Origin of the sequence: Streptomyces sp. cmx-18-6 (assembly GCF_046548915.1) — a bacterium.
Taxonomy (GTDB): domain Bacteria; phylum Actinomycetota; class Actinomycetes; order Streptomycetales; family Streptomycetaceae; genus Streptomyces.
In genome coordinates this window covers 588,333-613,733 of record NZ_JAEBEP010000002.1, presented here as the reverse complement: position 1 = coordinate 613,733, position 25,401 = coordinate 588,333, and the positions used below count along the sequence as shown (strand labels likewise).

The window sequence follows — 25,401 nt, the reverse complement described above, 5'->3', positions numbered from 1 at the left end:
TCGGTCGGTCGTGGGCGTACGTCGGGCGTCAGCGGGCCGCGTTGCGCACCGCCGTGCCGATCTCGGCGCGCAGGGCGGCGTACTCGGGCAGTCCGCGCAGCTCGTCGGGGTCGACGCCGGTGCGGGGCAGGTCGATCGGGATGTCCAGGGCGACGGTGCCGGGCCGGTTGGTGAGGACCACCGTGCGGGTGCCGAGGAAGACCGCCTCGTCCACGCTGTGCGTGACGAAGACCGAGGTGGTCCCGGTCTCGGCGCTGACCGTCCGCAGGTCCTCCTGGAGCCGTTCCCGGGTGAGCGCGTCGAGCGCGGCGAACGGTTCGTCCAGCAGGAGCAGCCGCTTGCCGCCCGCCAGGGCGCGGGCGATGGCCACCCGCTGCTGCTGGCCGCCCGAGATCTGCCAGATGCGGCGGCCCGCCGTGTCCGCGAGGCCGACACGCTCCAGCAACTCGGCCGTCCGCTCCGCCCGTTCGGCCCGGGGGACGCCCGCGTACCTCAGCGCGAGGCCGATGTTGTCGCCGACCGTGCGCCACGGGAAGAGGCGGGGCTGCTGGAAGACGATGCCCGCCTGGCTGCCGGGGTCGGGGCGCTCCCCGAACACCTCGACCTGGCCCTCCGTCGCCCGCTCGAAGCCCGCGATGAGGCGGAGCAGGGTGCTCTTGCCGCAGCCGGAGGGACCGACAAGCACCAGGAACTCCCCGGCCGGGATCTCCAGGGACACCGGGCCGAGTGCGGTCACGCTCTCCGCGCCCCGGCCGCCGTAGGTGTGCCGGACGTCGCGCACGGAGACGACGGGCCCGGCTTCGCGTGGCGCTGGAACCGCGGTCTTCTCGGTGTCCGTGTCAGGGAGAGACGGCATCGGTGAGCCCTTCCACGTAGATGGACTTCCGCAGCGCGTCGAGCTCGGGCGCGGCGTCGATCTGCTTCTGGTCCACCAGGAACTGCGCCGCGCTGTGCAGGTTGTCGGCCAGACCGCCGACCTTGCCGGGCGTCCCCAGCCACTTCGCGTCGGCCTGGTCGGCCGGCTTGAGGAAGATGCCCTGCTTGATCTGGGCGCCGGCCTCGGCCGGGCTGATGCCGAGCTGCTTGCCCACGGCGGCGGAGGCCGCGTCGGGGTCGTCGTGGATCAGGTCGAGCGCCTGGGCCTGCGCCTTGCGCCAGGCGGGCAGCACGTCGGGGTGGGCCTTGATGAAGCTGGTGGAGGCGACGCCCAGGTCGAGGGTCGGCTTGCCGGCGGCGGCGAGTTCGCGGCTGGAGACGAGGACCTTGCCGGTCTTCTTCAGCTCCTCCAGGGTGGGCAGCCAGACGTACGTGGCGTCGATGTCGCCCCGCGTCCAGGCGGCCAGGATGTCCTGCGGCTCCAGGTCGAGCAGCTGCACCTTCGAGGCGTCCACCCCGGCCTGGTCCAGCGCCGCGAGCAGGCTGTAGTGGGAGGTGGAGCTGAACGGGGTCGCGACCTTCTTGCCCTCCAGGTCCTTGACGGAGGAGATCTTCGAGCCGTTGCGGGCGACCAGCGCCTCGTTCTCGCCGGCCACGTCGAGCACCCAGGTGACCTGGTACGGAATGTTCAGCGGCTTCGACAGACCCCGGGCGACCGGGCTGGAGCCGATGGCCGCGAGGTCCACGGAACCGGCCACGAAGGCGGTGTTGATGCTGGCCCCCGAGTCGAACTTGGTCCACTTCACCTTGTAGCCGGGGAGCGCTTTCTCCAGCCAGCCCTTCTCCTTGACGATCAGATCGCCGCTGGGAAACGCCTGGTAGGCGATGCGTATCGTCTTGTCGCCGTCCTTGCCGTCGCCGGAACCGCCCTGACCGCAGGCCGTCACCGCCAGCAGGGCTCCGAGGGTCGCGGCGATCGAGGAGAGGCGGAGCCAACCGCGTGTTCCGGCCATGTGCGTGTCCTTCGTACAGGGGTGAATGGGGTGAATGGAGAGGGGTGAGAACAGAGGGAACAGAGGGAACGGGGGGGAGGGGACGGGAGACGGGGGTTACGCGTGGCTTCGCCACGGGGCCAGGCGGTCCGCCAGCAGTCGCAGACCGGCGTCGATGAGCAGACCGGAGACGCCGATGGCGAAGAGGCCGAGGATGACGGTGTCCGACTGGTTGTAGCGCTGGGCGTCCCGGATCAGGCCGCCGATGCCCGGCAGTCCGTTGACCGTCTCGGCGGCGACCACGGAGGAGTACGCGATGCCGAAGGCGAGGCGGACGCCGACGAGGATCTCGGGCAGCGCGGACGGCAGCACGACCGAGGTCACGACCTGCCCGCGCCGCGCCCCGATCGCGCGGGCCGCCTCGACCAGGGCGGTCGGCGCGGACGCCACGGCCGATGCGGTGGCCACGGCGACCGGAGGCATCGCGGCGATGGCGAGCAGCCAGAGCTTGGGGGCCTCGTCGATGCCGAACCAGATGATCAGCAGGCTGAAGTAGGCGAGCGGCGGCAGGGTGCGCAGGAACGCGACCGCGGGCTCCAGCACCACCCGGACCCACGGCAGCGTCCCCATCAGGACGCCGACGACCAGCCCCGCGACGACGCCCGCACCGGCGCCGATGAAGATGCGGCGCAGGCTGATGCCGAGGTGCTCGATGAGGGTGTGGCCCTGGTAGCCCCGCACCCCGTCGTGCGTACCGGAGGTCTCCAGCAGCGCACGCCACACGGCGGCGGGCGAGGGGACCAGCACCGGTGACCAGAGCTGGAGCACGACCACCAGTTGCCAGACGGCGAGGAGGGTGGCGAGGGCGACGAGCCGGAGCCCGACGCGACGCCAACGGGCGGTGCGTTCCGGCCGGCGTCCGGCGGCGGGGCGCTCGGCCGGGGGACGTCCGCCGGACGCGGGCACGTCGGCGGGCCGCTCCTGCACTGAAGGGGGCGTGGTCATGAAGGGCTCCGGGGACGGGGCAGGCCACCGGGCTTACGGACAAGCCGGGAGCGGACAACCGCGAGGAAAGAGGCAGAGGAAGCGAGAGGGAGAAGAGAGGGACCGCGGACCGCCGCGAGAACGCCGTCGCCCACGACGAACCGGAACCCGACGACGTACGCATGACGGTGCGGATGACGTGCGGGAGTCAGCTGCCGACTGCGGGAGTCAGCTACCGACTGCGCGCGGAAGCATCAAGAGGCCATCAGGACCGGCGTCGACGCGTGGGCATCAGGGCAGCACCGAGGGTGCCGCGGCAGGGCTTCAACAACAGGAAGCGCTGGAAACACGGCAGAGATCGATGTGGAGGCACTCCACCAGAAAACGATCGACTGTCACGGCAGTTGTTCTAGCACAGGCGCTTCGCGGGGCACCAGATTCGTACCGAGGAGTGAGACGGATCGTCCCGCTGGTCGGGCGCGCGAACTGATCGCCACGCGCTTTCAACCTTTTCGACGCACGCGAACTCCGGGAGCCCGCGGGGGGGGCACGGAGGGGACCGCGGTCCGCCTCGTCCACCGGTTCGGCGACAGCTCCGTGGAGCTCTCCGTCTCCTCTCCGGCGGACGGCCCCGCCACCGCCCCCGTGACCGCAAACGAGCTGGCGCGCGTCGTCCGCGGCGAGCAGTTCCGGCGGCTGATCGAGTACGCCGACGCGAACCCGGTGCCGTACACCGAAGCGGTGCCGTACCCCGGGGCGACGCCATGACGGGCCGCCGCGGCCCGGGTACGCTGCCGCGCGACGAACCCGCCTGCGACACCGGGACGTTCCGGCCGCGCGCCCACCCGGGTTCCCGCGCGGGAACCGGTGCTCCGGCGGCCGGCGGGCGCGCGTCGCGGGGACGGTCCGCGAGCCGGTCGCGTTCCCGGTCCCGGAGGCGCTCCCGTGCCCAGGAGCGGCGAAAGGGCCTTCGGTGCCGTGATCCCGCGAACTGCCGGGCGGGCCGGATGGGCCGGACGGGCCGGACGGGCAACGGCCTCAGCGGGCGCGGTGCACGAGCCGTCCCGCGAGCACCGTCGCCACGCAGTGCCTCGCCCCGCCCGCGCGCAAGGCGTCCTCGCCGGGCACGTCGAAGACGGCGAGGTCCGCACGGCCGCCCACGGTCAGCGGCCCGTGCACGGTGGCGGCCAGATCGCCGCCCGCCGCGAAGGGGTCCAGGTCGGCGGGGCCGGGCCCCGGCGGATGCGGGGACGACACTTCCGTCAGCCCGGACCGGGACACGGCCGTCCGCAGCGCCGGATCGCCCGCGTCGAAGGGGCCCACCACCTGCGTGGTCCCGTGCCGCAGCATCCGCTGGAGCCCCCGGCGTACGCTGCCCGCCCGCCGGGCCGGGCCCATGACCACCGCGAGTCGCTCGAACTCCTCGCCCCACAGCGGCAGTTCACCCAGCTCGCCCGCCTCGCGCGGGTCGGGGTGGTAGCAGCGGGTGAGCAGTTCCCGGGCCCGGTCCTGGCGCAGTCCGGGCGTGAGGAGGCCGGGCCAGCGGCGGACCCGGGCACAAGGGTGCGCGGCGACGACCTCCTCGTACGGCCCGATGGCGGCGATCCGGTCGCCGTCCACGGCCACCGCACCCTCGGCCACGGCCGCCGCGCCGACCGGCAGGACCAGCGGCGCGGCGTGAATCGTCAGCACAGGCGCACTAGTTGGCGTTGAGGAGCTTGAGCTCCGGGTGGGCCGTGCCGCCCGCGATCGCGGTGGACGAGATGTGCGAGACCACGCGCTCGTCGACCGGGTCCATCGCCGGGTCGTCGTGCACGACGAGGTGCTCGTACGTCGTGGCGCGCTGCGCCGGGACCCGGTCGGCCTTGCGGATCAGGTCGATGATCTCCAGCCGGTTGGAGCGGTGCTTGGCCCCGGCCGAGGAGACCACGTTCTCCTCCAGCATGATCGAGCCGAGGTCGTCCGCGCCGTAGTGCAGCGACAGCTGGCCGACCTCCTTGCCGGTGGTCAGCCAGGAGCCCTGGATGTGGGCCACGTTGTCGAGGAAGAGCCGGGCGATGGAGATCATCCGCAGGTACTCGAAGAGCGTGGCCTGCGTACGGCCCTTCAGCTTGTTGTTCTCCGGCTGGTAGGTGTACGGGATGAAGGCGCGGAAGCCGCCCGTGCGGTCCTGGACGTCCCGGATCATCCGCAGGTGTTCGATGCGCTCGGCGTTGGTCTCGCCGGTGCCCATCAGCATGGTGGAGGTGGACTCCACCCCCAGGCCGTGCGCGATCTCCATGATCTCCAGCCACCGCTCACCGGACTCCTTGAGCGGCGCGATGGCGGTGCGCGGCCGGGCGGGCAGCAGCTCGGCGCCCGCACCGGCGAAGGAGTCGAGGCCGGCGGTGTGGATGCGGCTGATGGCCTCCTCGGCGGAGACCTTGGAGATCCGGGCCATGTGCTCGATCTCGGACGCGCCCAGCGAGTGGATGACCAGCTGCGGGAACGCCTTCTTGATCGCGGAGAAGTGCTCTTCGTAGTACTCGACGCCGAAGTCCGGGTGGTGGCCGCCCTGGAACATGATCTGGGTGCCGCCGAGCTCGACGGTCTCCGCGCAGCGGCGGAGGATGTCCTCGATGTCCCGGGTCCAGCCCTTGGCCTTGTCCTTGGGGGGCGCGTAGAAGGCGCAGAACTTGCAGGCCGTCACGCACACGTTGGTGTAGTTGATGTTGCGCTCGATGATGTACGTCGCGATGTGCTCCGTACCGGCGTAACGGCGGCGGCGTACGGCGTCGGCGGCCGCCCCCAGCGCGTGCAGCGGCGCCGAGCGGTAGAGGTCGAGCGCCTCCTCAGGGGTGATCCGACCGCCCTCGGCGGCTCGGTCGAGGACGGGCTGAAGGTCGGCCTTCTCGGTCACCGGGCTGTCACCTTTCGGCGGTTTTTTGAGGATCCTCGGACCGATCCAGCGTACGCCAGCCCCGTGCGCCGTCAGCCGCCGGACCGGGTGAGGTTCCCGTACGGGAGGCCCGCGCCGCGCTCCTCGGACCGGTAGTCGAGCGTGCCGTCGTCGGCGAGGCGGAAGACGAGGTCGGCCTCGGTGGTGGTGCAGAGGCCCGGGGTGCTGGGGCGGTCCGGGTCGGTGCGCTCGCGGACCTCGATCTCCTTGGCGGTGCCGGAGGTGAGGGCCCCGACGCTGTTGCAGGTGACGGTGATCCCGAGCTGGGAGATGGTGTTGGACATCCTGACCACCTGGGCGCCCTTCCGCCCCTCGGTGAAGACGGCGGTGAGGGTGCCGTGCGCCCGCCCGTTCGTCTTCTCGGTGAGCGGGCCCTCCCAGGTGCCGACGAACGCCTTCGGCAGCTCGCTCACCTGGCTCCCGTCCGCGCCCGTGGACCCGGAGCCGGACGGGCCGGGGGACGGTTCCCCGGACGCGGTGGGCGTGGCGGACGGCGGAGTGGCCGCCGTGTCGTTCCCCTTGCGCCGGTCGGCGTCGCCGCCCGGGAGGATGCCGTCGAGCAGGCCCGAGCCGATGGCGACGACCGCGAACGAGCCCGCCACGGCCAGCGCGACCGTGCAGCTCACCCGGCGGCTCCGGCGCGCCCGGGCGCTCGCGCCCCCGTCCGTGTCCGCGCCCGCGCCCGGCTGCGAATCGGCGCTGACGGTGACGGAGAACCGGGGGTCGCGAGCCCGCTGCTCGGGGAACCCGCCGTGGGCCGGGGGCGCGGTGGGCGGGGGCGGGGTGCCGGGAGGGGCGTCCGGTACGTGGATGAGGGGCGGGCCGAAGACTCCGAGCAGGCCGGCCCCGGTGGCCGCGTCGGCATCGGCGCCGGTGGACGCGGCGGAGCCCATACGGGAATCGGAGCCGGTGCGGGAGTCGGAGCCCGTACGGGAATCGGAGGAGGAGCCGGCGGACGCGTCGCGACCGGTGCGGGAGTCGGAGCCCGAACCGGAGTCGCGGGCCGTGTCCTCGTGCGGGTCGGCCCCCGTCCGCGTCCCGGAACCCGCGCCCAGGGACGCGCTGCTGAACGGCACCGGGCCCGACCCGGTCGGCGCGTCCTGCGGTTCCAGGTCCAGCAGCGCCACCGCCGACCGGCTGACCTCGCCCACCAGCCGGCCCGGCAGCCACCCCGCCGCCACCATCGCCGCCGCCCCGCCCGGAGCCAGCGTGCGGGCGAGGTCGGCCGGGGCGGGCCGCGCGTCCGGGTCCTTGGCCAGGCACCCGGCGACCACCTCGCGCAGCTCGCCCTCCAGGTCGCCCAGTTCGGGTTCCTCGTGCACCACCTTGTAGAGGAGTACGGCGGAGGAGTCGCCGGAGAAGGGGGCCGCGCCGGTCGCCGCGTACGCCAGGACCGCGCCCAGCGAGAAGACGTCGGCCGCGCCGGAGACGTCCCGGCCCCGGATCTGCTCGGGCGCCATGTAGCCGGGCGAGCCGACCGAGACGCCGGTGGAGGTGAGGGAGACGGTCGCCCCGAGGGCCCGGGCGATGCCGAAGTCGATGAGCCGGGGGCCGTCGAGGGCGAGCAGCACATTGGAGGGCTTCACGTCGCGGTGGACGATGCCCTGTTCGTGGACGACGTGGAGGGCCTCGGCGAGCCCGGCGCCCAGGGTGCGTACCGCGTGCTCGGGCAGCGGGCCGTGCTCGGTGATCGCCTGGGAGAGCGGCGGCCCGGCGACGTAACCGGTGGCGACCCACGGCACCGGCGCGTCCGGGTCGGCGTCCAGCACCGGGGCGGTCCACTGCGCGCCGATGCGCCGCGCGGACTCCACCTCGCGCCGGAACCGGGCGCGGAACTGCTCGTCGAGGGCGAAGTGCGGGTGGACGACCTTGACCGCGACCGTACGGCCGCCGGCGCTGCGGCCCAGATAGACCCGGCCCATGCCGCCCGCTCCGAGCCTGCCGAGCAGCCGGTAGGCACCGATGGTGCGCGGTTCGCCCGCTTCCAGCGGCTGCATATGGACTCCCCCTGTGAACCCTGTGGACGGTGCGCCTCGCGGACGGCGAACCCTGTGGTCGGTCCGGACTCGGACCGAAGCCTAGGGGGCGCCACCGGCGCGGTCACCGGGAAACGGCCGGACCATTCCCCCTTCTCGGGGCGGGAGGGGATGTTTTCCCCCTGGGGAAAGGCGCGAATGCGCTGTTCTGCCCGCCGCCAATTCCCCGTCCGGGAACAGGAAAGCGAATTCGCTCCATTCCTTCCCGGCTCAGCCGCCGAGCAACTCCACGTTCACATCCGCCGGGTATCCGGTGTCCGGCCCGGTCCTGCGGGCGAACTCGCGGACGCCGGCCAGCTGCTCCGGGCCGAAGCGGAAGTCCAGGGTCGTGAAGTACTGCTCCAGCACCGTCGCGTCGAACGCCTCCCAGCGGGCCGCCTGCTCCGCGACCTTGGCGACCTCCTCCAGGGAGAGGTCCCGGGAGGCGAGGAACGCCTCGTGCACCTTGGCCGCCGTCTCGGGGTGCGCGGCCAGGAAGTCCTTGCGGGCCGCCCAGACGGCGAAGACGAACGGCAGCCCCGTCCACTCCTTCCACATCTGGCCCAGGTCGTGGACCTGGAGCCCGAGGCGGGGGGCGTCGTGCAGGTTGGCCCGGAGCGCGGCGTCGCCGATCAGCACGGCCGCGTCCGCCTCCTGCATCATCAGCCCGAGGTCGGGCGGGCAGGTGTAGTAGTCGGGCCGGACCCCGTAGCGCTCGGAGAGGAGCAGCTGCGCCAGGCGTACGGAGGTGCGCGAGGTGGAGCCGAGCGCCACCCGGGCCCGGTCGAGCTGCTCCAGCGGCAGCTGGGAGACGATCACGCAGGACATCACGGGCCCGTCGCAGCCGACCGCGATGTCCGGGAAGGCCACCAGGTCGTCGGCGTTGCGCAGGTACTCCACGAGCGTGACGGGGCCGATGTCCAGATCGCCCCTGATCAGCTGCTCGCTGAGCCTCTCCGGGGTGTCCTTCGAGAGCTCCAGGTCGAGCAGGGTCCCGGTCCGCGCCAGACCCCAGTAGAGGGGGAGGCAGTTCAGGAACTGGATGTGGCCGACGCGCGGGCGGCTGCGACGGTGGTCGCCCTCACCGGCGGACTCGCGGGCCGGGTCACCGGCGGACTCGCGGGCCGACTCACTGATCGGCTCATGGGCCGGCTCGCTGATCGGCTCATGGGTCGGCTCACTGGTCGGCTCACGGGTTGGTTCGCCGGCTGACTCACTGACTGACTCACTGACTGAGACGGTTGAATTGTCCACATCGCGAGGCTAGACCCGCGTACGGCCGCGAGCACCACCGGGGCGCTCTTCCCGTGCCTCCCCGCACCCCCCTCGAAGCTCCCCCGGGCTCCCCCTGGCGGGGCGATCAAACCTTCGAGTGAAGTGATCTTTCCCTCTACCGCTCTCCAGAGACCGCGTGCTAGGCTCGCCCGCAAGTTGCAGTTTGGTTTCCCTTGCAGTACAGAGCCTGCGGAGCATGTAACCCGCAGGCTTTTGTAGTTTTCAGACTTGTTTGCAGGTTCTGGAGCAGGGCAACCCTTTGGCCCAAGGAGGGCTTTATGGCTACCGGAACCGTCAAGTGGTTCAACGCTGAAAAGGGCTTCGGCTTCATCGCCCAGGACGGCGGCGGCCCGGATGTCTTCGTTCACTACTCCGCGATCAACGCCTCCGGGTTCCGCTCCCTCGAGGAGAACCAGCAGGTGACCTTCGACGTCACTCAGGGACCCAAGGGTCCGCAGGCTGAGAACGTCATCCCGGCCTAGTTGCCCGGGTCGGCCGATCGCGGCCGCACAGAGCAGTACCCAAGGAGCCCCGTTCCCCCGCCTCGGCGGGGGAACGGGGCTCCTGCCTGTCGTCCGGTCCGCAGTCCGTGCCCGGCGCTTGACCTTCACCCCGTGTGAAGCCGTGCAGTGGGAGCCATCATGTTCACCATCGGAGACTTCGCCAGGTACGGGCGGGTGTCGCGCCGGATGCTGCGCCATTACGACGCCATCGGGCTGCTGCACCCCGACCGCACCGACCCCGCCACCGGCTACCGCTTCTACCGCGCCGCCCAGCTCGCCCGCCTCAACCGGATCATCGCGCTCAAGGACCTCGGCTTCACGCTCCAGCAGGTGCGGGCCGTCCTGGACGAGCAGGTGGGCCCGGATGAGCTGCGCGGGATGCTGCGGCTGCGCCGGGCGGAGCTGGCCGAGGCGGTGTCGGCCGCGACGCTGCGGCTGGCCCAGGTCGAGGCGAGGCTCCGGTCCATCGAGAGCGAGGGGCACATGCCCGCTGACGACGTTGTGATCAAGACCGTTCCCGCGGTCCGGGTGGCCGAGCTGACCGGGACGGCCGCGAGCTACCGGCCGCAGGACATCGGGCCGGTGATCGGCCCCCTGTACGACCGGCTCTTCCCGCTGCTCGACGGCGCGGGCGTGCGGCCCGCCGGTCCCGGGATCGCCCGGTACGAGGACGCTCCCGAGGGCGGCGGCGCGATCGTCGTGCACGCGGGGGTGACGGTGTCGGCCCCGGTGGGGCCGGTCGGCGACACCGGGGTGAGCGTGGTGGAGCTGCCGGCGTTCGAGGCGGCGACGATCGTGCACCGGGGCGCGATGGACGACGTATTGCCGACCGTGCAGAGCCTGGCCCGCGGGCTGGACGCCGGCGGCTACCGCTCCACGGGGTACACCCGGGAGGTCAACCTGGAGTGCCCGCCGGACCGGTCCGCGTGGGTGACGGAGCTCCAGGAGCCGGTGGCGAAGGTCTGACGGCCTGACGCACGAAGGCCGTACGGGACCGGCCTGACGGCCTGACGTACGGGCGGCCTGACGCACGGAGACGTCCGGGACGACGGGCCTGACGTACGGGCGGCCTGACGCACGAAGGCGTACGGGACCGGCCTGACGTGCACGTGACGTACGGGCGGGCCTGACCTACGCCTGACGCACGAAGGCGTACGGGGAGGGGGCGGCGGCCCCCTCCCCGTACAGGCGTGCCCCTCCCCTACGCCCCCGCCCAGAGCCCGTCCTCCGTCAGCCCCAGCAGCTCGATCGCGTTGCCGCGCACGATCCGGTCCACGACGTCCGGGGCGAGGTGGCCCATCTGCTGCTCGCCGACCTCGCGGGACTTGGGCCAGGTGGAGTCGGAGTGCGGGTAGTCCGTCTCGTACAGGACGTTCCCGACGCCGATCGCGTCCAGGTTCCTCAGCCCGAAGGCGTCGTCGAAGAAGCAGCCGTAGACGTGGTCCGCGAACAGCTCGGAGGGCGGGCGGTGGACCTTGTCCGCGACCCCGCCCCAGGCCCGGTTCTCCTCCCAGACGACGTCGGCGCGTTCCAGGATGTACGGGATCCAGCCGATCTGGCCCTCCGCGTACATGATCCTCAGCCCCGGGAAGCGCTCGAACTTGCCGCTCATCAGCCAGTCGACCATCGAGAAGCAGCAGTTGGCGAAGGTGATGGTGGAGCCGACCGCCGGCGGGGCGTCGGCGGAGGTGGACGGCATCCTCGACGAGGAGCCGATGTGCATGGCGATGACGGTGCCGGTCTCGTCGCAGGCGGCGAGGAACGGATCCCAGTCGTCCGCATGTATGGACGGAAGCCCGAGATGGGGAGGTATCTCGGAGAACGCGACCGCGCGCACGCCCCGCGCGGCGTTGCGCCGGACCTCCGCCGCGGCGAGCTCCGCGTCCCAGAGCGGGACGAGGGTGAGCGGGATGAGGCGGCCGTGCGCCTCGGGGCCGCACCATTCCTCCACCATCCAGTCGTTGTAGGCGCGCACCCCGAGGAGCCCCAGCTCGCGGTCCTTCGCCTCGGTGAACGTCTGGCCGCAGAAGCGCGGGAAGGTGGGGAAGCAGAGGGCGGACTGCACGTGGTTGACGTCCATGTCGGCGAGCCGGTCGGGGACCGAGAAGGAGCCCGGCCGCATCTGCTCGTAGGTGATGATCTCCAGCTTGATCTCGTCCCTGTCGTAGCCGACCGCGGTGTCCAGGCGGGTGAGCGGCCGGTGCAGGTCCTCGTACACCCACCAGTCGCCCACCGGGCCCTCGTCGCCCGGCGCGCCCATCACGGGCGCGAACTTGCCGCCCAGGAAGGTCATTTCCTTCAGCGGTGCGCGGACGACGCGCGGCCCGGAGTCCGCGTATCGGGACGGGAGCCGGTCCCGCCAGACATGAGCGGGCTCCACCGTGTGGTCGTCCACCGAGATGATCTTCGGGAAGGTCTCCATGTCCTCCACGGTAGCGTCGATCTGACGAACCGTCAGCTAGCGTGCGCGCATCGGGACGGGGGTACGGGTCCGCGCGCTGCTCTCCGCACGGTTCCCCGATCGTTGTCGAGGGCTTGTGCAGAGCGTCACCCACTGCTGACGAGTCCGCCCGCGACAAGGCAGACTGTTGAGCGCGATACCAGCGGTACCGAGCAATCCGGACGCACACCGCGCTTCGACGCACGGCCGGGCATGACGCACGGGCGGGCCGAAGGAGCGGAGGGGCATCCGGGCACCCGGGCGAACGTTCGGATACCGGCAGCACACCGGCATTGCCGTCACCACCGGCAGGGTCGGCACCACCCGCACCACCGGCAGGACCGGACCACCGGCAGGACCCGCTATCGAGCGGGGCCGGCAGGCGAGCAGGACAGGGGGGCATCAATGGACCGTGATCGCGGGCCTCGCGTGCGCGTACCGGAGCAGCGCGCCCCGGCCGAACCGGGGGCCGACGACTCCCTCAGGTTCACCGTGCTGGGTCCCGTACGGGCGTGGCGCGGCGCGGAGCCGCTCCCCTCCGGCTCTCCCCAGCAGCGCGCGCTGCTGGCCGCGCTGCTCCTGCGCGAGGGCCGGACGGCCACGGCGGGCGAGCTGATCGACGCCTTCTGGGGCGAGGAGCCGCCCTCGCAGGCGCTGGCCACGATCCGTACGTACGCCTCCCGGCTGCGCAAGGCGGTGGGGCAGGACACCCTGGTGAGCGAGGCGGGCGGGTACGCGATCCGGATCAGCCGCGGCGCGCTCGACCTGACCCGGGCGCAGGACCTGACGGCCCAGGCGGAGAAGATCCGGGCGGACGGCGACCGCCGCCAGGCGCGTGCCCTGATCAACGAGGTGCTGGACCTGTGGGACGGCGAGGCGCTGGCGTCGGTGCCGGGGCCGTACGCGGAGTACCAGCGCACCCGGCTGGAGGAGTGGCGGCTCGGCCTGACCGAGAACCGGCTCGACCTGGATCTGGAGGTCGGCTGCCACGCGGAGGCGGTCTCCGAGCTGACCGCGCTGACCGCCGCGCACCCGTTGCGCGAGAGGCTGCGCGAGCTGCTGATGGTGGCGCTGTACCGCAGCGGCCGGCAGGCGGAGGCGCTGGCCGTGTACGCGGACACCCGGCGGCTCCTCGCCGAGGAGCTGGGCGTGGACCCGCGGCCCGAACTGGCCCAGCTCCAGCAGCGCATCCTGCGGGCCGACGAGGAGCTGGCCCGCCCGGCGGACGAGCCCGCGTCCGCTCCGACCCCGCTGCGCCCGGCGCAACTTCCCGCGACCGTGCCCGACTTCACCGGCCGGGCCTCCTTCGTCCGGGACCTGAGCGCCCAACTGGTCGCCCCCGAGGGCTCGGTGATGGCGGTCTCCGCGCTGGCCGGGATCGGCGGCGTCGGCAAGACGACCCTGGCCGTCCATGTCGCCCACCAGGCCCGCCCGCACTTCCCGGACGGCCAGCTCTATGTCGACCTCCAGGGCGCGGGGGCCCGGGCGGCCGAGCCGGAGACGGTCCTCGGCGCGTTCCTGCGGGCGCTGGGCACCGCGGACTCGGCGATCCCCGACACCCTGGACGAGCGGGCCGCGCTCTACCGCTCCACGCTGGACGGCCGCCGCATCCTGGTGCTGCTGGACAACGCCCACGACGCGGCCCAGATCCGCCCGCTGCTGCCCGGTACGCCGGGGTGCGCGGCCCTGGTGACGAGCCGGGTGCGGATGGTCGACCTGGCCGGGGCGCATCTGGTGGACCTGGACGTGATGTCGCCGGAGGAGGCGCTCCAGCTCTTCACGAAGATCGTGGGCGCGGAACGGGTCGGCGCGGAACGGGAAGCCGCGCTGGACGTGGTGGCCGCGTGCGGCTTCCTCCCCCTGGCCATCCGCATCGCCGCGTCCCGGCTGGCCGCCCGCCGCACCTGGACGGTCTCCGTCCTCGCCGCCAAGCTCGCCGACGAGCGCCGCCGCCTGGACGAGCTCCAGGCGGGCGACCTCGCGGTGAAGGCCACCTTCGAACTCGGCTACGGCCAGCTGGAACCGGCCCAGGCCCGCGCCTTCCGGCTGCTGGGCCTCGCGGACGGCCCGGACATCTCCCTGGCGGCCGCGGCGGCCCTGCTGGACCTGGAGCCGCACACGGCGGAGGACCTCCTCGAAGCCCTGGTCGACACCTCGCTCCTGGAGTCGGCGGCCCCGGGCCGCTACCGCTTCCACGACCTGGTGCGGCTGTACGCGCGCTCCTGCGCGGAGCGCGACGAACAGGCGCCGCTGGAGCGGGAGTCGGCGCTGTCGCGGCTGCTGGACTTCTACCTGGCCACGGCGGCGGGGGTGTACGCGCTGGAGCGGCCGGGGGACCGGCTGGCCGATCACCGGGAGCCCACGCAGTACAGCGGCCTGACGTTCGCCGACCGGCACAGTGCGCAGGACTGGCTCTACACGGAGGCCAACTCCCTTCTCGCCTGCGTACGTCAGACGTCAGGGGCGAAGGCGGTGCGCCGCGCGGTCGATCTGCTGTGGGCCACCAAGGACCTCGCGGAGTCGGGGGCGAACTCCAAGCAGTACGAGGCGGTGGCGATCACCATGCGCGACCTGGCCCGGTCGAGCGGCGACGCACGGGCCGAGGGGCGGGCGCTGATCACCCTCACCAACGCCCGTCTCGTCGCGGGCCGGTTCGACCAGGCAAAGCGGGACGCGCAGGACGCCATGCGGCTCGCCCGCGCGGTGAACGACCCGCTGCCGAGCTGCTGGGCCCCCAACGACCTCGGCATCATCGCGCTGTACCAGAACCGCCACGCGGAGGGCGAGGCGTACCTCGAACAGGCCATCGCCAACTTCCAGGCCGACGGCAACCGTCCGGGTGAGGCGAGCGCCCTGTGCAACCTCTCCCGCATCCATCTCGCGATGGGGAACACCACGAGCGCGGTGGCCCTCGCCCAGCAGGGCATCGACATCTACGACGAGCTGGGTCACGCACTGCGCGGCGCCAACGGCCGGTACGCCCTGGGGCTGGCCCTCACCCAGAGCGGGCGGCTCACCGACGCGACGGAGCAGCTGCACGAGGCGCTGGCGGTGTTCCGCGACAGCCGCCAGCGCCTCTGGGAGGGCATGGCGACGTTCCGGCTGGCAGAGGTGGACCTGGCCGCCGGCCTTCCGGCCCAGGCGGCCACGAAGGCCGAGCAGGCGCTCGCCATCCTGCGCGGCATCGGCGGGGAGTGGCGTCGCGGGAACGTCCTCACCGTCCTGGGCCGGGCGCTGAACGAGATCGGGCAGCCGGGCCGGGCCCAGGCGTGCTGGCGCGAGGCGCTCGACATATACGAGACGCTCGGCTCGGCGGAGACCGAGGCCGTACGGAAGATGCTGGCGCCGACTCTGCCCGCGTGAGGCTGTGGTGAGCGTTCATCATTCGTTTATCGCGCTCCGACACTGTGATCCCAGTCGTTCCGTCGCGTCGGGGGGCAGACGGGCCGGCCCTGGCCGTGGAGGTACGTTGAACGGCCAGATGACACCCGTCCGGCGACCCAACGGGGGAGTCGCCGGGCGGGCCCGTCGAATCCGAGTACAGCGATTCAGGAAGCTGGAGAACACCATGAGCGATGCGAAGAACAAGCCGGTCGTCAAGCCGCTCGACAACCACGCCACCGGCGGGGAGGCCAAGCCGCAGGACAACCACGCGACCGGTGGCGGGCTGAAGCCCCTGGACAACCACGCCACGGGCGGCGCGGCCAAGCCGCTGGACAACCACGCCACCGGCGAGCCCGCCTAGCTCTTCCGCAGGGAAGACGGGGGGAAGCGTCCGCGGCGACGCCGAGGGGGAGCCGTCGCGGTCGCGGTACGGGGGAATGTGCGAGGGGCCCGAGCCTGGGGATGGGCTCGGGCCCCTCGCGCGTGCGCGGTGCGGGCGGTGCGGTGCGGGACTACAGGTGCGGTGCGGGCGGGACTACAGGGGCCGGACCTGGACCCGTGCCGCGCACAGTTTGCTCAGGTCGTCGACGTCGGAGGTGAAGACGACGGCGGGACCGCGCTGCCGGTTCGCGACCGCCGCGAGGGCGGCGTCGATGGCGTACTTGTGGCCGTGCAGGCCGGCGTTCCGCAGCAGCCGGATCGCGTCGTCCGCGATCTCCTTGGTGACGGGCTCGACGACGATGCCGGACATGGCCCAATCCCACACCGGACGCCGGATCTTGCTGTGGTAAGCCTCGATCAGGGTCATCGAGCTGGTCACCACGCGGACGCTCGCCCGGTGGGCGTCCTTCAGGCGGCGCTTCATCTCCGCGTTGCCGAGGGCCGCCCGAGAGACGGCCTCGCAGTCCAGTACGTACGTAATGTCCGGCATCAGGCGGCCGCCGCGTTCTGGCGCTCCGGCCCGGCCGGCCCCTCGTCCGCCGCCCGGTCGGCGAACCACTGCTCGATCTCCCGGCGCTCGGCCTCGGCGGCGGCCAGGTCCGCGTCGGTGACGGGCCCGTACTCCCCCTCAAGCCGCTCCACGAGCTCCCCCAGCCGGTCGTGCTCGCGCTGGCGCTCTATGGCCCGCGTGACATACGCGCTGAAGGCGCCCGGGCCGACCTCCGCCCGGATCTCCTCCGCCAGCTCCTCCGGCAGGGTGACCGTGTATTTCTTGGTTGCCATACTTACGACCATACCGCCGGGTCGCGGCGACGGCCCCGCCCGTTTCACTCCATCCGGTGAAACCGAACAGACGTGCCCTACCTCCGCCCCCGCAGCTCCCCCTTCACCACCTTCCCGCTCGCGTTGCGCGGGAGCTCCGGGACGAACTCCACCGCCCTCGGGACCTTGAAGTTCGCCATCTCGCGGCGGGACCACGCGATCAGGTCGTCCGCCGTGACCGTGGCTCCCCGGCGGCGGACCGCGTACGCCTTGCCGACCTCGCCGAGGCGCGGGTCCGGGACGCCGACGACCGCCACGTCGGCGATGTCCGGGTGGAGGCCGATGAGCTGCTCGATCTCGGCCGGGTAGGCGTTGAAGCCGCCCACGATGAACATGTCCTTGATCCGGTCCGTGATCCTCAGGTTGCCCGCCTCGTCCAGGACGCCCACGTCGCCGGTGCGCAGCCAGCCGTCCGGGGTGATGGCGGCGGCGGTGGTGTCCGGGTCCTCGAAGTAGCCGGTCATCACGTTGAAGCCGCGGACCTGGATCTCACCGGGGCTGCCGGGGGCGGCCAGCACGCGGACCTCGGTGCCGGGGATCGCGCGGCCCGAGGTGGTGGCGACCGTGTCCGCCGCGTCGCCCCGGCGGCACATCGTGACGATGCCGCTCGCCTCGGAGAGGCCGTACGCCGTCAGGACGGTGGCGATGCGGAGTTCGCCGCGCAGGCGTTCCACCAGGCGCAGGGGGACCACTGCCGCCCCGGTGACCACCAGGCGCAGGGCGGACAGGTCGTGGGCGTCGCGGGCCGGGTGGTCCAGGAGGGACTGGTGGAGGGTGGGCGGGCCGGGCAGGACGGAGATGCGTTCGGCCGCGATGTTCGCCAGGACCGTGTCCACGCTGAACACCGGCTGCGGCACCATCGTCGCGCCCCGCATCAGGCAGGCGATGATCCCCGCCTTGTAGCCGAAGGTGTGAAAGAAGGGGTTCACGATGAGGTAGCGGTCGCCCTCGCGCAGGCCCGCCAGGTCGCTCCAGATCCCGTACGCGCGCAGCGTCTGCGCGTGGGTGATGACCGCACCCTTGGGGCTGCCCGTGGTGCCCGAGGTGTAGATGATGTCGGAGGGGTCCGAGGGGCGGATGGCGTCGGCCCGCTCCCGTACGGCGGCGGCCGTCACGCCCTCGCCCGCCGCCAGGAAGTCCGCCCGGCTCGCGTAGTCCTCGGGCGCGGTCTCCGCCAGCACCACCACCCTTTCCAGGTCCGGCAGTTCGACCTCCGCCCGGCGCAGGGACGCCACGTACGACGTACCCAGGAACGTGCCGGTGACGAAGAGCAGCCTGGCCCGGCTCCTGCGCAGGATGTGCGCCGCCTCCGTGCCCTTGAAGCGGGTGTTGAGGGGCACCAGCACCGCGCCGGCCGTCACCGCCCCGAGCGCGGAGACGATCCAGTCCAGGGTGTTCGGGGCCCAGATCGCGACCCGGTCGCCCGGCTCCACCCCGGCGGCCATGCACCCGGCGGCGGCGCGCTCCACCCGGTCGCCGAGTTCGGCGTACGTGAGGCGGGTGCGGCCCTCGACCACCGCCTCCGCCGGTCCGTACCGCCGCGCCGCCTCCCGTACCAGCCCCGGGATGCTGCCCCACTCCTCGTCGCCCCGCATGTGCGCCCCTCCCGTCGCCGCCGCCTGCCGCCCGTCCTCTGTCGCCTGTCCCCCGTGGCCCGCCGTGCGGCGGCTGCCAGGTGCTCTCCGCCGCCTGTCGTCGCACTAGCTGACTATCCGTCAGATTAGCGGTAGCCTCTGCCGCTGTCAGCAGGCGCGACAGTGCGGGAGGTCAGCGGATGGCGACGCTCAAGGACGCGACAGCGATAGCCGGGATCGGGCAGACGGCCTTCGCGAAACGGCTCCCCGAATCGGAGAAGACCCTCGCCTGCCGGGCGATCCTGGCCGCCCTCGACGACGCGGGCATCGCACCGGCGGAGGTCGACGCCTTCGCCTCGTACACCATGGAGGAGACCGACGAGGTCGAGGTCGCCAAGGCGATCGGGGCCGGGGACGTCACCTTCTTCTCCAAGGTCGGCTACGGGGGCGGGGGTTCGTGCGCCACGCTGGCCCACCTGGCCGCCGCCGTCGCCACCGGCCAGGCGAGCGTGGGCGTCGCCTGGCGCTCGCGCAAGCGCGGCTCGGGCCCCCGGCCGTGGAAGAACACCGCCGTCCAACTCCCCACCCCCGCCCAGTGGACCCGCCCCTACGGCCTGCTGCGCCCCGCCGACGAGATCGGGATGCTGGCCCGGCGGTACATGCACGAGTACGGGGCCACCCGCGACCACCTCTTCAACGTCGCCCTCGCCTGCCGCAACCGGGCCAACCAGAATCCGGCCGCGATCATGTACGACCGCCCGCTGACCCGCGAGATGTACATGACCTCCCGCTGGATCAGCGAACCGCTCTGCCTCTTCGACAACTGCCTGGAGACGGACGGGGCGTTGGCCTGTGTCGTCGTCTCCGCCGAGCGCGCCCGCGACTGCCGGCAGCGACCCGTCTACCTGCACTCCGTCGCCCAGGGGCTGCCCGCCCAGCATCACGGGATGGTCAACTACTGGAACGACGACCCGCTCACCGGGCCCGCCTGGACGGCCGCCCGACAGCTCTGGAAACAGGCCGACTTCGGGCCGGACGACGTGGATGTGGCCCAGATATACGACGCGTTCACCCCGCTCGTCCCGCTCTCCCTGGAGGGGTACGGCTTCTGCGGGCGCGGCGAGGGCGGCGCGTTCACCGAGGGCGGGGCGCTGGAGAGCGGCGGGCGGCTGCCGCTCAACACCGGGGGCGGCGGGCTGAGCGAGGCGTACGTCCATGGCTTCAACCTCATCACCGAGGGCGTGAAGCAACTGCGCGGCACCTCCACCGCCCAGGTGCCGGACGCGGCGACCTGCCTGGTCACCGCCGGTGAGGGCGTACCGACATCGGCCGTACTACTGAGGAGTTGAGAAGAAGATGGGTGTGAACGATTCCCTGCTGCCGCCCGTCGCGGACGAGGACGGTGCGCCCTTCTGGGAGTACGCCGCCCGGGGCGAACTGCGCGTCCAGTCCTGCGCCTCCCCCGCCTGCGGGGAGCTCCGCTTCCCGCCCCGGCCCTGCTGCCCGCACTGCGGCTCCTTCGACAGCGAGTGGCGGGCGATGAGCGGGCGGGGGCGGCTCTGGTCGTATGTGATCCCGCATCCGCCACTGCTTCCCGCGTACGCCGAACAGGCCCCGTACAACGCGGTGTTGGTGGAGCTGGTGGAGGCCCCGCACATCCGGCTGGCCGGGAACGTCGTCGCCTGTCCCGACGCGCCGCTGAACTCGGTGGACCCGGCGTGGCTGCGGATCGGGGCTCCGGTGCGGGCCGTGTTCTGCCCGGCGGGGCCACGTGGCGGTGCCACGCTGGTGCGTTGGCTGCTGGAGCGGTGAGCGGTGGCCCTGCGCATCGAGCGGGAGGCGGCTGCCGGGGTCGCGCTCGTCACGCTGGACCGGCCGGAGAAGCTCAACGCGATCGGCCTGGAGACGGCGGGCGAACTGGCTTCCTTGTGGGGTGAGTTGCGGTTCGACGAGTCCGTGCGGGCCGTCGTCCTCACCGGGGCCGGCACACGGGCGTTCTGCACCGGGATCGACCGGGACGTGGTGGTCCCGCAGCCCCCGTCCCCGTACGCCGTCGACGACCCGCTGCTCCGGATCGGGCCCAAGGCCAACGACCTGTGGAAGCCGGTCGTCGCCGCCGTGGAGGGGATGGCGTGCGGCGGGGCGTTCTACCTGCTGGGGGAGGCGGAGTTCGTCGTCGCCTCGCGCGAGGCCACCTTCTTCGACCCGCACACGTCGTACGGGATGGTCTCGGCGTACGAGTCGATCGCGATGGCCCAGCGGATGCCGTTCGGGGAGGTGGCCCGGATGGCCCTGATGGGCACCGCGGAGCGGATCGGCGCCGAGCGGGCGTACGCGGTCGGGCTGGTCAGCGAGGTGACGGAGCCCGGGGACGCGGTGGCGGCCGCGCTGCGGGCGGCGGCCGTGATCGCCGGGTACCCGACCGGGGCGGTGCAGGGCACGGTACGGGCGGTGTGGGCGGCGAAGGAGGCCGTCCGTACGCAGGCGATGGCCCAGGCGCCCGCGCTGATCGCGCTCGGGAACCTGCCCCCGGAGCGGCAGGCGGAGCTGTTCGCGGGGCGGCGGGGCGGGGGCGGGTCGCCGAGGGTGCGGTGAGGACTCGGCGGGGCGTGCCCCCTGCCCCGTACGGCCGGGACCGGGTCGTCGGAGCCGTCAGGCTCGGGGCGGGGCCGTCGGGCTCGGGGCGGGGCCGTCGGGCTCGGGGCGGGGCCGTCGGGCTCGGGGCGGGGCCGTCGGGCTCGGGGCGGGGCCGTCGGGCTCGGGGCGGGGCCGTCGGGCTCGGGGCGGAGCAGCTGGGCTCGGGTCAGAGCAGTTGGGCCGTGACCTCGCACCGCTTGACCTTGGAGACCTTGCCGGGGCGGTCCATCCGCACGGTGAGGTTGCGTACGTCGCCGTAGTCGAGCGTCGTCGTGGTCTCGGCGGTGTCGACGGTGTTCCCTCGGGCGTCGAGGAACGTCACGTCGACCTCGTACGTCTGCGGGCCGGACTCCTTGGACCGCAGCTCGATCACGGACGCGGTGACCGCCTTGCGCTTGCCCTTGCGGGGCTGGGCGCAGCGGATCACCCGGACGGCGGGGGCGTCGGACGCGGTGGGCGTCGGGGTTCCGTAGGAGGAGCCGGACGAGCCGGTGGAGGTGTCGCCGTAGTCGTCGTCGTCATAGTCGGTGTGGCGGTAACCGCTGTTGCTCTTCTTGGAGTTGGAGCAGCCGCCGCCCGAACTGCCGCCCTTGCTCTTGCTGCCCTTGCCGCCGCTGGTGGAGGTCGTGAATCCGGTGAGCGCGAGCACCACCACGACCAGGACCGCCGCTAGTTTCATCTGTCGCCGCATCATGGACGCAGCCCCCCTTGGTTGTCGGTCTTGTCGTCGGTCTTGCCGTCGTTCCCTGTGCTGTCGTTCCTCAGCATGCCGGGCGCGGGCGGGGTGTAGGTCATGACCCTGTCACGGTCCGGTCATGGTCTGCGGACCGGGGCATCCGGGCGGCGGGCGACGGCGTCCGCATGGCGGGGGCGCGGGTGGCGGCGTAGCGTCGGGCGGTGTGGGGGTGTTCGCCGTACGCCGTTGGAGGCTGACGATGATCCGCAACATCCTCGGCTCCCTCGTCGCCCTCGCCGGGGCGGCCGCCGCCGTGCTGAGCCCCTTCCGCGACTGGTACGACGGCCGCGCCGGGCGCGACTACCGGTTGCGGGACCTCTTCACCGGCATCACCGGCACGGGGTCGGGGGTGCTGCTCTCGATCCTGCTGCCGTTCCTGGTCGCGGCGGTGCTGGTGGTGCTGGGAGTGGTGCTCCGGTCGCGGCTCGTGGTCGCCGTCGCGGGTCTCGTGGTGCTCGGCTTCACGATCCTGTGGATGGTCCGGCAGGGGCAGGCGGCGGGGTCGCTCGCGGTGGGCGGGGACGGGGTGGGGTTGCAGGCGGGGGTGGCCTATGCGCTGGGGGGCGGGCTGTTGATGCTGATCGGGGCGTTGCTGATGGCGGGGCGGGTGCGGAGGGGGCGGGCGGGGCGGGAGCCGTATGCGCCGGAGCCGTATGCTGCGCCTGGGCCGGATCAGGTGGATACGTGGCCGCCGACGCAGGAGCCGGGGATGTCCACGCATACGTCGCCTTGGCCGGAGCCGGAGGTGGATCCGTACACGGGGCCGGATCCCCGTGATCCCCGTACGCGGTCGTATCCTCGGGCGTCTCGTCCGGACAGGGGTCCTGGGGAGTCGGGGGATCCTCGGGATCCGGTGCAGCCGCCTTCGCCGCCGTCGTCTCCGCCGTGGGGGTGACGGTCTCCTCGTCGAGGGTTCCGTCCTCAAGCGCCGGACGGGCTGGGGGTTCGGGGCGCGGCCCCACCCGGGCTGACCGGCTGCCCGGTCGAGGGTTCCGTCCTCAAACGCCGGACGGGCTCGGGGTTCGGGGTGCGAGCCCCATCGGGCTGATCGGCTGCCCGGTCGAGGGTTCCGTCCTCAAACGCCGGACGGGCTCGGGGTTCGGGGTGCGAGCCCCATCGGGCTGATCGGCCACCCCATCGACGGTTCCGTCCTCAAACGCCGGACGGGCTGGGGGGTCGCCGGACGGGCTGGGGGGGGTGCGGTGATTGAGGACGGGGGCGGGGGTCAGGTTCGGGATCTGTTGCCTGTTCCTGTGCCCTTCAGGGCGTCCAGTGCGTAGACGCAGCGGTCCTTGCTGCATGCGTAGACCACGCCTGCCCTTGCCACCGGGGAGCCCGTGATCTCGCCGCCCGTCGCCAGCTTCCAGCGGAGTTGGCCGCCCGCCGCGTCCAGGGTGTAGAGCACGTGGTCGGCCGAGCCGAAGTGGACGCGGCCGTCCGCCACCACCGGGGAGCCCACCACGTCGCCGCCCGCCGCGAAGCGCCACTTCGGGGTGCCGGTGACCGCGTCCAGGGTGTAGAGCGCGCTGCCGCTGCCCACGTGGACGTTGCCCATCGCGACCAGCACCGGTTCGATGGAGGCCCGGGCCTCCGTGGCGATGCGCCAGCGGTCCTTGCCGGTCGTCGCGTCCAGCGCGTACACCGTGCCGAGGTAGTCCGCGAGGTAGACCCCGCCCCCGGTCACCGCCGGGCCCGGTGCGAACGCGGGCGGGGAGAGGAAGACCGCAGGGGACTCGAAGTGCCAGCGCACCCGGCCCGAGACCGTGTCCACGGCCAGCACCCGGGTGCCCGCCGCGACGTACACATAGCCGTCGGGGGCCGGGGTCACCCGGACCGGGACGCCGCCGCAGGAGGCCGCGTCGCCGATCGGGTACGACCAGCGCTCCAGTCCCGTACGGGCGTCGAGCGCGCGGAGCCGGGCGTCCTGCCAGACGTAGACCGTGCCGTCGTGGATGACCGGCGCGGCCTCCGCCGTCTCGAAGTCGCTCTGGGCCCCGGTGATCTCCCACAGCTTGTCGCCGTTGGCCGCCTCCCACCCCTGGACGCCGCCGCCCCGGGTCGCGGTCAGCACCGTGCCCCGGTCGGCCTTGAGCGCGTACACCCAGGCGTCGGTCTGGAGCCGCCACCGCTCGGCCCCGGTCGTCGCGTCCAGGGCGTACAGGGACGGGCCGTCCGAGGCGTGGATGCGGCCGCCCTCGACGGCCATCGCCCAGGCCACGTCCCGGGTCTTGAACTGGCGTCGCCCGTTGCCCACGTCCAGGGCGTGGACCTCGAAGGACGTCACGTACAGCAGATCGCCGGAGACGACGGGCGTCCCCCACACGTCGTTGGACATGCGGAAGCGCCAGGGCCGCCAGCGGTCGGGGGCGGCGGGCGGCGCGGCGTCGGGGGCGGGGCCCGGAGCCGGTACGGGGGCGGTGGGCGCGGTGGACGCCGGGCCCGAGCCGTTCAGCCCGGCGGGCGGGCGGACCCAGCCGGTCGCGGCGGCCGGGTGCGCGGCGGCGGCCCCCCGCCCCTCCCCCGCGCGCGGCCCGGGGCCGATCGGGGCCTTCGCGCCGGGCAGGAGGACGGGGCCGCTGTCGGGGGCCGGGGCGGACGGCGGGGCCGAGACGGGCGCGGGCGAGGAGAGCGGAGCGGGCGAGCGCAGGTCGTCGCCGCCGCGCCAGCCGGTGTCCCGCTCCGGGGCGCGCGGCGGCTGCGGGGGGCGCGGCGGGAGCGCGGCGGGGGCGGGCGGGGCGGTCCGGCCGCCGCCTCTGCGCCGTTCGATCATCGCGGTGGCCGAGGTCGGCAGCCAGGCCGACGCCGTACCGCTGTCGTCGCTGCCGGAGGCGAAGAGGTGCGGGGCCAGCTGGGCCTGGAGGTCGGCGGGGCTGGGCCGCTGGGTGGCGTCCGTCTGCATGCACGAGTCGATCAGCGGCCGCAGGTCGTCCGGCAGCCCCTCCAGGTCGGGCCCCTCCCGCAGCAGCATGAACACCGTCTCGACCGGGTTGGCCCCGTGGAAGGGGGCGTGCCCGGTGGCGGCGAAGACGAGGGTGGAGCCCAGCGAGAAGATGTCGCTGGCCCCGGTGACGCTGCGCGAGTCGCGGGCCTGCTCGGGCGACATGTAGGCGGGGGTGCCCACGGCGACGTTCGTCATGGTCAGGCGGGTGTTGGAGACGCCGGAGGCGATGCCGAAGTCGATGACCCGGGGGCCGTCCTCGACGACGAGCACGTTGGAGGGCTTCAGGTCGCGGTGGACGAGCCCCGCGCCGTGGATGGACTGGAGGGCCTCGGCGATCCCTGCGGCCAGCCAGCGCACGGCCTGGGTGGGCATGGGGCCGCACTCGTTCACTATTTCCTCGAGCGAGGGCGCGGGCACGTAGGCGGTGGCCAGCCACGGCACGGCGGCGCGCGGGTCGGCGTCGACCACGGCGGCGGTGTAGAACCCGCTGACCGCGCGGGCGGCCTCCACCTCGCGCGTGAAGCGGACCCGGAAGAGCTGGTCCTCGGCGAGCTCGGTCCGCACCGTCTTGATCGCCACTCGCCGGCCGGACGCCGACCGGGCGAGATAGACCAGCCCCATGCCGCCGGCCCCGAGCCGTCCCAGCACCTCGAACGGGCCGATCCGTCTCGGGTCGTGCTGCGTCAGCTGCTCCATCACGTGCCTGCCACCTCCCCGTACGGGCCTCAGGAACGAAGCCCGCGAATTACCGCCCGTCACCGCCCGGTGCGATTTCCGGCCTGCGCAGCGTCTCACCACTGGGCACCACCTGGCGGTGCGCACCCTGATTCTTCCTGGCCCGGG

22 protein-coding genes are annotated in these 25,401 nt (G+C 73.0%); 9 read left to right on the top strand and 13 right to left on the bottom strand.

Going from position 1 to position 25,401, the window contains the following annotated elements; all coding sequences use genetic code 11:
* Positions 1 to 28 precede the first annotated feature (28 nt).
* From ACLJPL_RS07750 to ACLJPL_RS07740, 3 genes are all read right to left on the bottom strand, one after another.
* On the bottom strand, positions 29 to 856 hold the full coding sequence (locus tag ACLJPL_RS07750) for an ABC transporter ATP-binding protein (RefSeq protein ID WP_411079942.1): 828 nt from the start codon (positions 854 to 856) through the stop codon (positions 29 to 31).
* The gene (locus ACLJPL_RS07745) at positions 840 to 1,889 is read right to left on the bottom strand and encodes an ABC transporter substrate-binding protein (protein WP_411079941.1); all 1,050 of its coding nucleotides are present in this window, start codon (positions 1,887 to 1,889) and stop codon (positions 840 to 842) included. Before ACLJPL_RS07745 ends, ACLJPL_RS07750 begins: the two co-directional genes overlap by 17 nt.
* Before the next feature lie 96 nt (positions 1,890 to 1,985).
* Positions 1,986 to 2,873, bottom strand: a complete 888-nt coding sequence (locus tag ACLJPL_RS07740; RefSeq protein WP_411079940.1) for an ABC transporter permease — start codon at positions 2,871 to 2,873, stop codon at positions 1,986 to 1,988.
* A gap of 624 nt (positions 2,874 to 3,497) precedes the next feature.
* Between ACLJPL_RS07740 and ACLJPL_RS07735 the strand changes: the two genes are divergently transcribed.
* A complete protein-coding gene (locus tag ACLJPL_RS07735; RefSeq protein WP_411079939.1) occupies positions 3,498 to 3,620 on the top strand; it encodes a hypothetical protein in 123 nt (40 codons plus the stop codon).
* A 270-nt stretch (positions 3,621 to 3,890) separates the two neighbouring features.
* Here ACLJPL_RS07735 and ACLJPL_RS07730 read toward each other — a convergent pair whose 3' ends face one another.
* From ACLJPL_RS07730 to ACLJPL_RS07715, 4 genes are all read right to left on the bottom strand, one after another.
* On the bottom strand, positions 3,891 to 4,544 hold the full coding sequence (locus tag ACLJPL_RS07730) for an imidazolonepropionase-like domain-containing protein (protein WP_411079938.1): 654 nt from the start codon (positions 4,542 to 4,544) through the stop codon (positions 3,891 to 3,893).
* A gap of 7 nt (positions 4,545 to 4,551) precedes the next feature.
* Positions 4,552 to 5,751, bottom strand: coding sequence for a cyclic dehypoxanthinyl futalosine synthase (mqnC, locus tag ACLJPL_RS07725; protein ID WP_411079937.1), 1,200 nt, complete (start codon positions 5,749 to 5,751; stop codon positions 4,552 to 4,554).
* Between the two features lie 71 nt (positions 5,752 to 5,822).
* The gene (locus ACLJPL_RS07720) at positions 5,823 to 7,787 is read right to left on the bottom strand and encodes a protein kinase domain-containing protein (RefSeq protein WP_411079936.1); all 1,965 of its coding nucleotides are present in this window, start codon (positions 7,785 to 7,787) and stop codon (positions 5,823 to 5,825) included.
* 249 nt (positions 7,788 to 8,036) lie between these two features.
* Entirely contained in the window at positions 8,037 to 8,942 is a 906-nt protein-coding gene (locus tag ACLJPL_RS07715) for a menaquinone biosynthetic enzyme MqnA/MqnD family protein (protein WP_411080045.1), read from the bottom strand.
* A 416-nt stretch (positions 8,943 to 9,358) separates the two neighbouring features.
* Here ACLJPL_RS07715 and ACLJPL_RS07710 point away from each other — a divergent pair, with 416 nt between their 5' ends.
* Both ACLJPL_RS07710 and ACLJPL_RS07705 read left to right on the top strand, forming a co-directional pair.
* Positions 9,359 to 9,562 carry a cold-shock protein gene (locus ACLJPL_RS07710; protein ID WP_015610594.1) on the top strand — a complete coding sequence of 68 codons (204 nt, stop codon included), beginning with the start codon at positions 9,359 to 9,361 and terminating at the stop codon, positions 9,560 to 9,562.
* 159 nt (positions 9,563 to 9,721) lie between these two features.
* Positions 9,722 to 10,549, top strand: a complete 828-nt coding sequence (locus ACLJPL_RS07705; protein ID WP_411079935.1) for a MerR family transcriptional regulator — start codon at positions 9,722 to 9,724, stop codon at positions 10,547 to 10,549.
* Positions 10,550 to 10,784: 235 nt separating this feature from the next.
* On the opposite strand, the gene ACLJPL_RS07700 is transcribed toward ACLJPL_RS07705, so the two are convergent.
* A complete protein-coding gene (locus ACLJPL_RS07700) occupies positions 10,785 to 12,005 on the bottom strand; it encodes an amidohydrolase family protein (protein ID WP_411079934.1) in 1,221 nt (406 codons plus the stop codon).
* 423 nt (positions 12,006 to 12,428) lie between these two features.
* Between ACLJPL_RS07700 and ACLJPL_RS07695 the strand changes: the two genes are divergently transcribed.
* Entirely contained in the window at positions 12,429 to 15,386 is a 2,958-nt protein-coding gene (locus ACLJPL_RS07695) for a BTAD domain-containing putative transcriptional regulator (protein WP_411079933.1), read from the top strand.
* 205 nt (positions 15,387 to 15,591) lie between these two features.
* Positions 15,592 to 15,768: a hypothetical protein gene (locus ACLJPL_RS07690; protein ID WP_411079932.1), complete on the top strand. Its 177-nt coding sequence runs from the start codon at positions 15,592 to 15,594 to the stop codon at positions 15,766 to 15,768.
* Between the two features lie 174 nt (positions 15,769 to 15,942).
* Here the strand turns inward: ACLJPL_RS07690 and ACLJPL_RS07685 are convergent, their stop codons facing one another.
* The 3 genes from ACLJPL_RS07685 to ACLJPL_RS07675 all read right to left on the bottom strand — a co-directional run bounded on the left by ACLJPL_RS07685 (position 15,943) and on the right by ACLJPL_RS07675 (position 18,265).
* Positions 15,943 to 16,338: a PIN domain-containing protein gene (locus ACLJPL_RS07685; protein WP_411079931.1), complete on the bottom strand. Its 396-nt coding sequence runs from the start codon at positions 16,336 to 16,338 to the stop codon at positions 15,943 to 15,945.
* Complete coding sequence (locus ACLJPL_RS07680) at positions 16,338 to 16,631, bottom strand: hypothetical protein (RefSeq protein WP_411079930.1); 294 nt, start codon at positions 16,629 to 16,631, stop codon at positions 16,338 to 16,340. The genes ACLJPL_RS07685 and ACLJPL_RS07680 overlap by 1 nt, the downstream gene beginning before the upstream one ends.
* A gap of 77 nt (positions 16,632 to 16,708) precedes the next feature.
* The gene (locus ACLJPL_RS07675) at positions 16,709 to 18,265 is read right to left on the bottom strand and encodes a FadD3 family acyl-CoA ligase (RefSeq protein ID WP_411079929.1); all 1,557 of its coding nucleotides are present in this window, start codon (positions 18,263 to 18,265) and stop codon (positions 16,709 to 16,711) included.
* A 179-nt stretch (positions 18,266 to 18,444) separates the two neighbouring features.
* On the opposite strand from ACLJPL_RS07675, the gene ACLJPL_RS07670 reads away from it, so the two are divergent.
* The 3 genes from ACLJPL_RS07670 to ACLJPL_RS07660 are packed head-to-tail and all read left to right on the top strand — an operon-like array spanning position 18,445 to position 20,839.
* Entirely contained in the window at positions 18,445 to 19,593 is a 1,149-nt protein-coding gene (locus ACLJPL_RS07670; RefSeq protein ID WP_411079928.1) for a lipid-transfer protein, read from the top strand.
* A gap of 7 nt (positions 19,594 to 19,600) precedes the next feature.
* Complete coding sequence (locus ACLJPL_RS07665; protein WP_411079927.1) at positions 19,601 to 20,056, top strand: Zn-ribbon domain-containing OB-fold protein; 456 nt, start codon at positions 19,601 to 19,603, stop codon at positions 20,054 to 20,056.
* A 3-nt stretch (positions 20,057 to 20,059) separates the two neighbouring features.
* Positions 20,060 to 20,839, top strand: a complete 780-nt coding sequence (locus ACLJPL_RS07660; RefSeq protein WP_411079926.1) for an enoyl-CoA hydratase/isomerase family protein — start codon at positions 20,060 to 20,062, stop codon at positions 20,837 to 20,839.
* A gap of 208 nt (positions 20,840 to 21,047) precedes the next feature.
* On the opposite strand, the gene ACLJPL_RS07655 is transcribed toward ACLJPL_RS07660, so the two are convergent.
* Positions 21,048 to 21,575: a hypothetical protein gene (locus ACLJPL_RS07655; RefSeq protein WP_411079925.1), complete on the bottom strand. Its 528-nt coding sequence runs from the start codon at positions 21,573 to 21,575 to the stop codon at positions 21,048 to 21,050.
* 241 nt (positions 21,576 to 21,816) lie between these two features.
* Here ACLJPL_RS07655 and ACLJPL_RS07650 point away from each other — a divergent pair, with 241 nt between their 5' ends.
* The gene (locus ACLJPL_RS07650; protein ID WP_411079924.1) at positions 21,817 to 22,512 is read left to right on the top strand and encodes a hypothetical protein; all 696 of its coding nucleotides are present in this window, start codon (positions 21,817 to 21,819) and stop codon (positions 22,510 to 22,512) included.
* A 330-nt stretch (positions 22,513 to 22,842) separates the two neighbouring features.
* Here ACLJPL_RS07650 and ACLJPL_RS07645 read toward each other — a convergent pair whose 3' ends face one another.
* Positions 22,843 to 25,254 carry a PQQ-binding-like beta-propeller repeat protein gene (locus tag ACLJPL_RS07645; RefSeq protein ID WP_411079923.1) on the bottom strand — a complete coding sequence of 804 codons (2,412 nt, stop codon included), beginning with the start codon at positions 25,252 to 25,254 and terminating at the stop codon, positions 22,843 to 22,845.
* Positions 25,255 to 25,401: the final 147 nt, after the last annotated feature.

Excerpts from the sequence above, each read along its gene's own strand:
- ACLJPL_RS07690 (WP_411079932.1), top strand. The coding sequence starts at position 15,592 with ATGAGCGATGCGAAGAACAAGCCGGTCGTCAAGCCGCTCGACAACCAC.
- ACLJPL_RS07740 (WP_411079940.1), bottom strand. The coding sequence starts at position 2,873 with ATGACCACGCCCCCTTCAGTGCAGGAGCGGCCCGCCGACGTGCCCGCG.
- ACLJPL_RS07670 (WP_411079928.1), top strand. The coding sequence starts at position 18,445 with ATGGCGACGCTCAAGGACGCGACAGCGATAGCCGGGATCGGGCAGACG.
- ACLJPL_RS07695 (WP_411079933.1), top strand. The coding sequence starts at position 12,429 with ATGGACCGTGATCGCGGGCCTCGCGTGCGCGTACCGGAGCAGCGCGCC.
- ACLJPL_RS07745 (WP_411079941.1), bottom strand. The coding sequence starts at position 1,889 with ATGGCCGGAACACGCGGTTGGCTCCGCCTCTCCTCGATCGCCGCGACC.
- ACLJPL_RS07750 (WP_411079942.1), bottom strand. The coding sequence starts at position 856 with ATGCCGTCTCTCCCTGACACGGACACCGAGAAGACCGCGGTTCCAGCG.
- ACLJPL_RS07655 (WP_411079925.1), bottom strand. The coding sequence starts at position 21,575 with ATGATGCGGCGACAGATGAAACTAGCGGCGGTCCTGGTCGTGGTGGTG.
- ACLJPL_RS07700 (WP_411079934.1), bottom strand. The coding sequence starts at position 12,005 with ATGGAGACCTTCCCGAAGATCATCTCGGTGGACGACCACACGGTGGAG.
- ACLJPL_RS07680 (WP_411079930.1), bottom strand. The coding sequence starts at position 16,631 with ATGGCAACCAAGAAATACACGGTCACCCTGCCGGAGGAGCTGGCGGAG.
- ACLJPL_RS07720 (WP_411079936.1), bottom strand. The coding sequence starts at position 7,787 with ATGCAGCCGCTGGAAGCGGGCGAACCGCGCACCATCGGTGCCTACCGG.
- ACLJPL_RS07710 (WP_015610594.1), top strand. The coding sequence starts at position 9,359 with ATGGCTACCGGAACCGTCAAGTGGTTCAACGCTGAAAAGGGCTTCGGC.
- ACLJPL_RS07650 (WP_411079924.1), top strand. The coding sequence starts at position 21,817 with ATGATCCGCAACATCCTCGGCTCCCTCGTCGCCCTCGCCGGGGCGGCC.
- ACLJPL_RS07705 (WP_411079935.1), top strand. The coding sequence starts at position 9,722 with ATGTTCACCATCGGAGACTTCGCCAGGTACGGGCGGGTGTCGCGCCGG.
- ACLJPL_RS07685 (WP_411079931.1), bottom strand. The coding sequence starts at position 16,338 with ATGCCGGACATTACGTACGTACTGGACTGCGAGGCCGTCTCTCGGGCG.
- ACLJPL_RS07675 (WP_411079929.1), bottom strand. The coding sequence starts at position 18,265 with ATGCGGGGCGACGAGGAGTGGGGCAGCATCCCGGGGCTGGTACGGGAG.
- ACLJPL_RS07665 (WP_411079927.1), top strand. The coding sequence starts at position 19,601 with ATGGGTGTGAACGATTCCCTGCTGCCGCCCGTCGCGGACGAGGACGGT.
- ACLJPL_RS07645 (WP_411079923.1), bottom strand. The coding sequence starts at position 25,254 with ATGGAGCAGCTGACGCAGCACGACCCGAGACGGATCGGCCCGTTCGAG.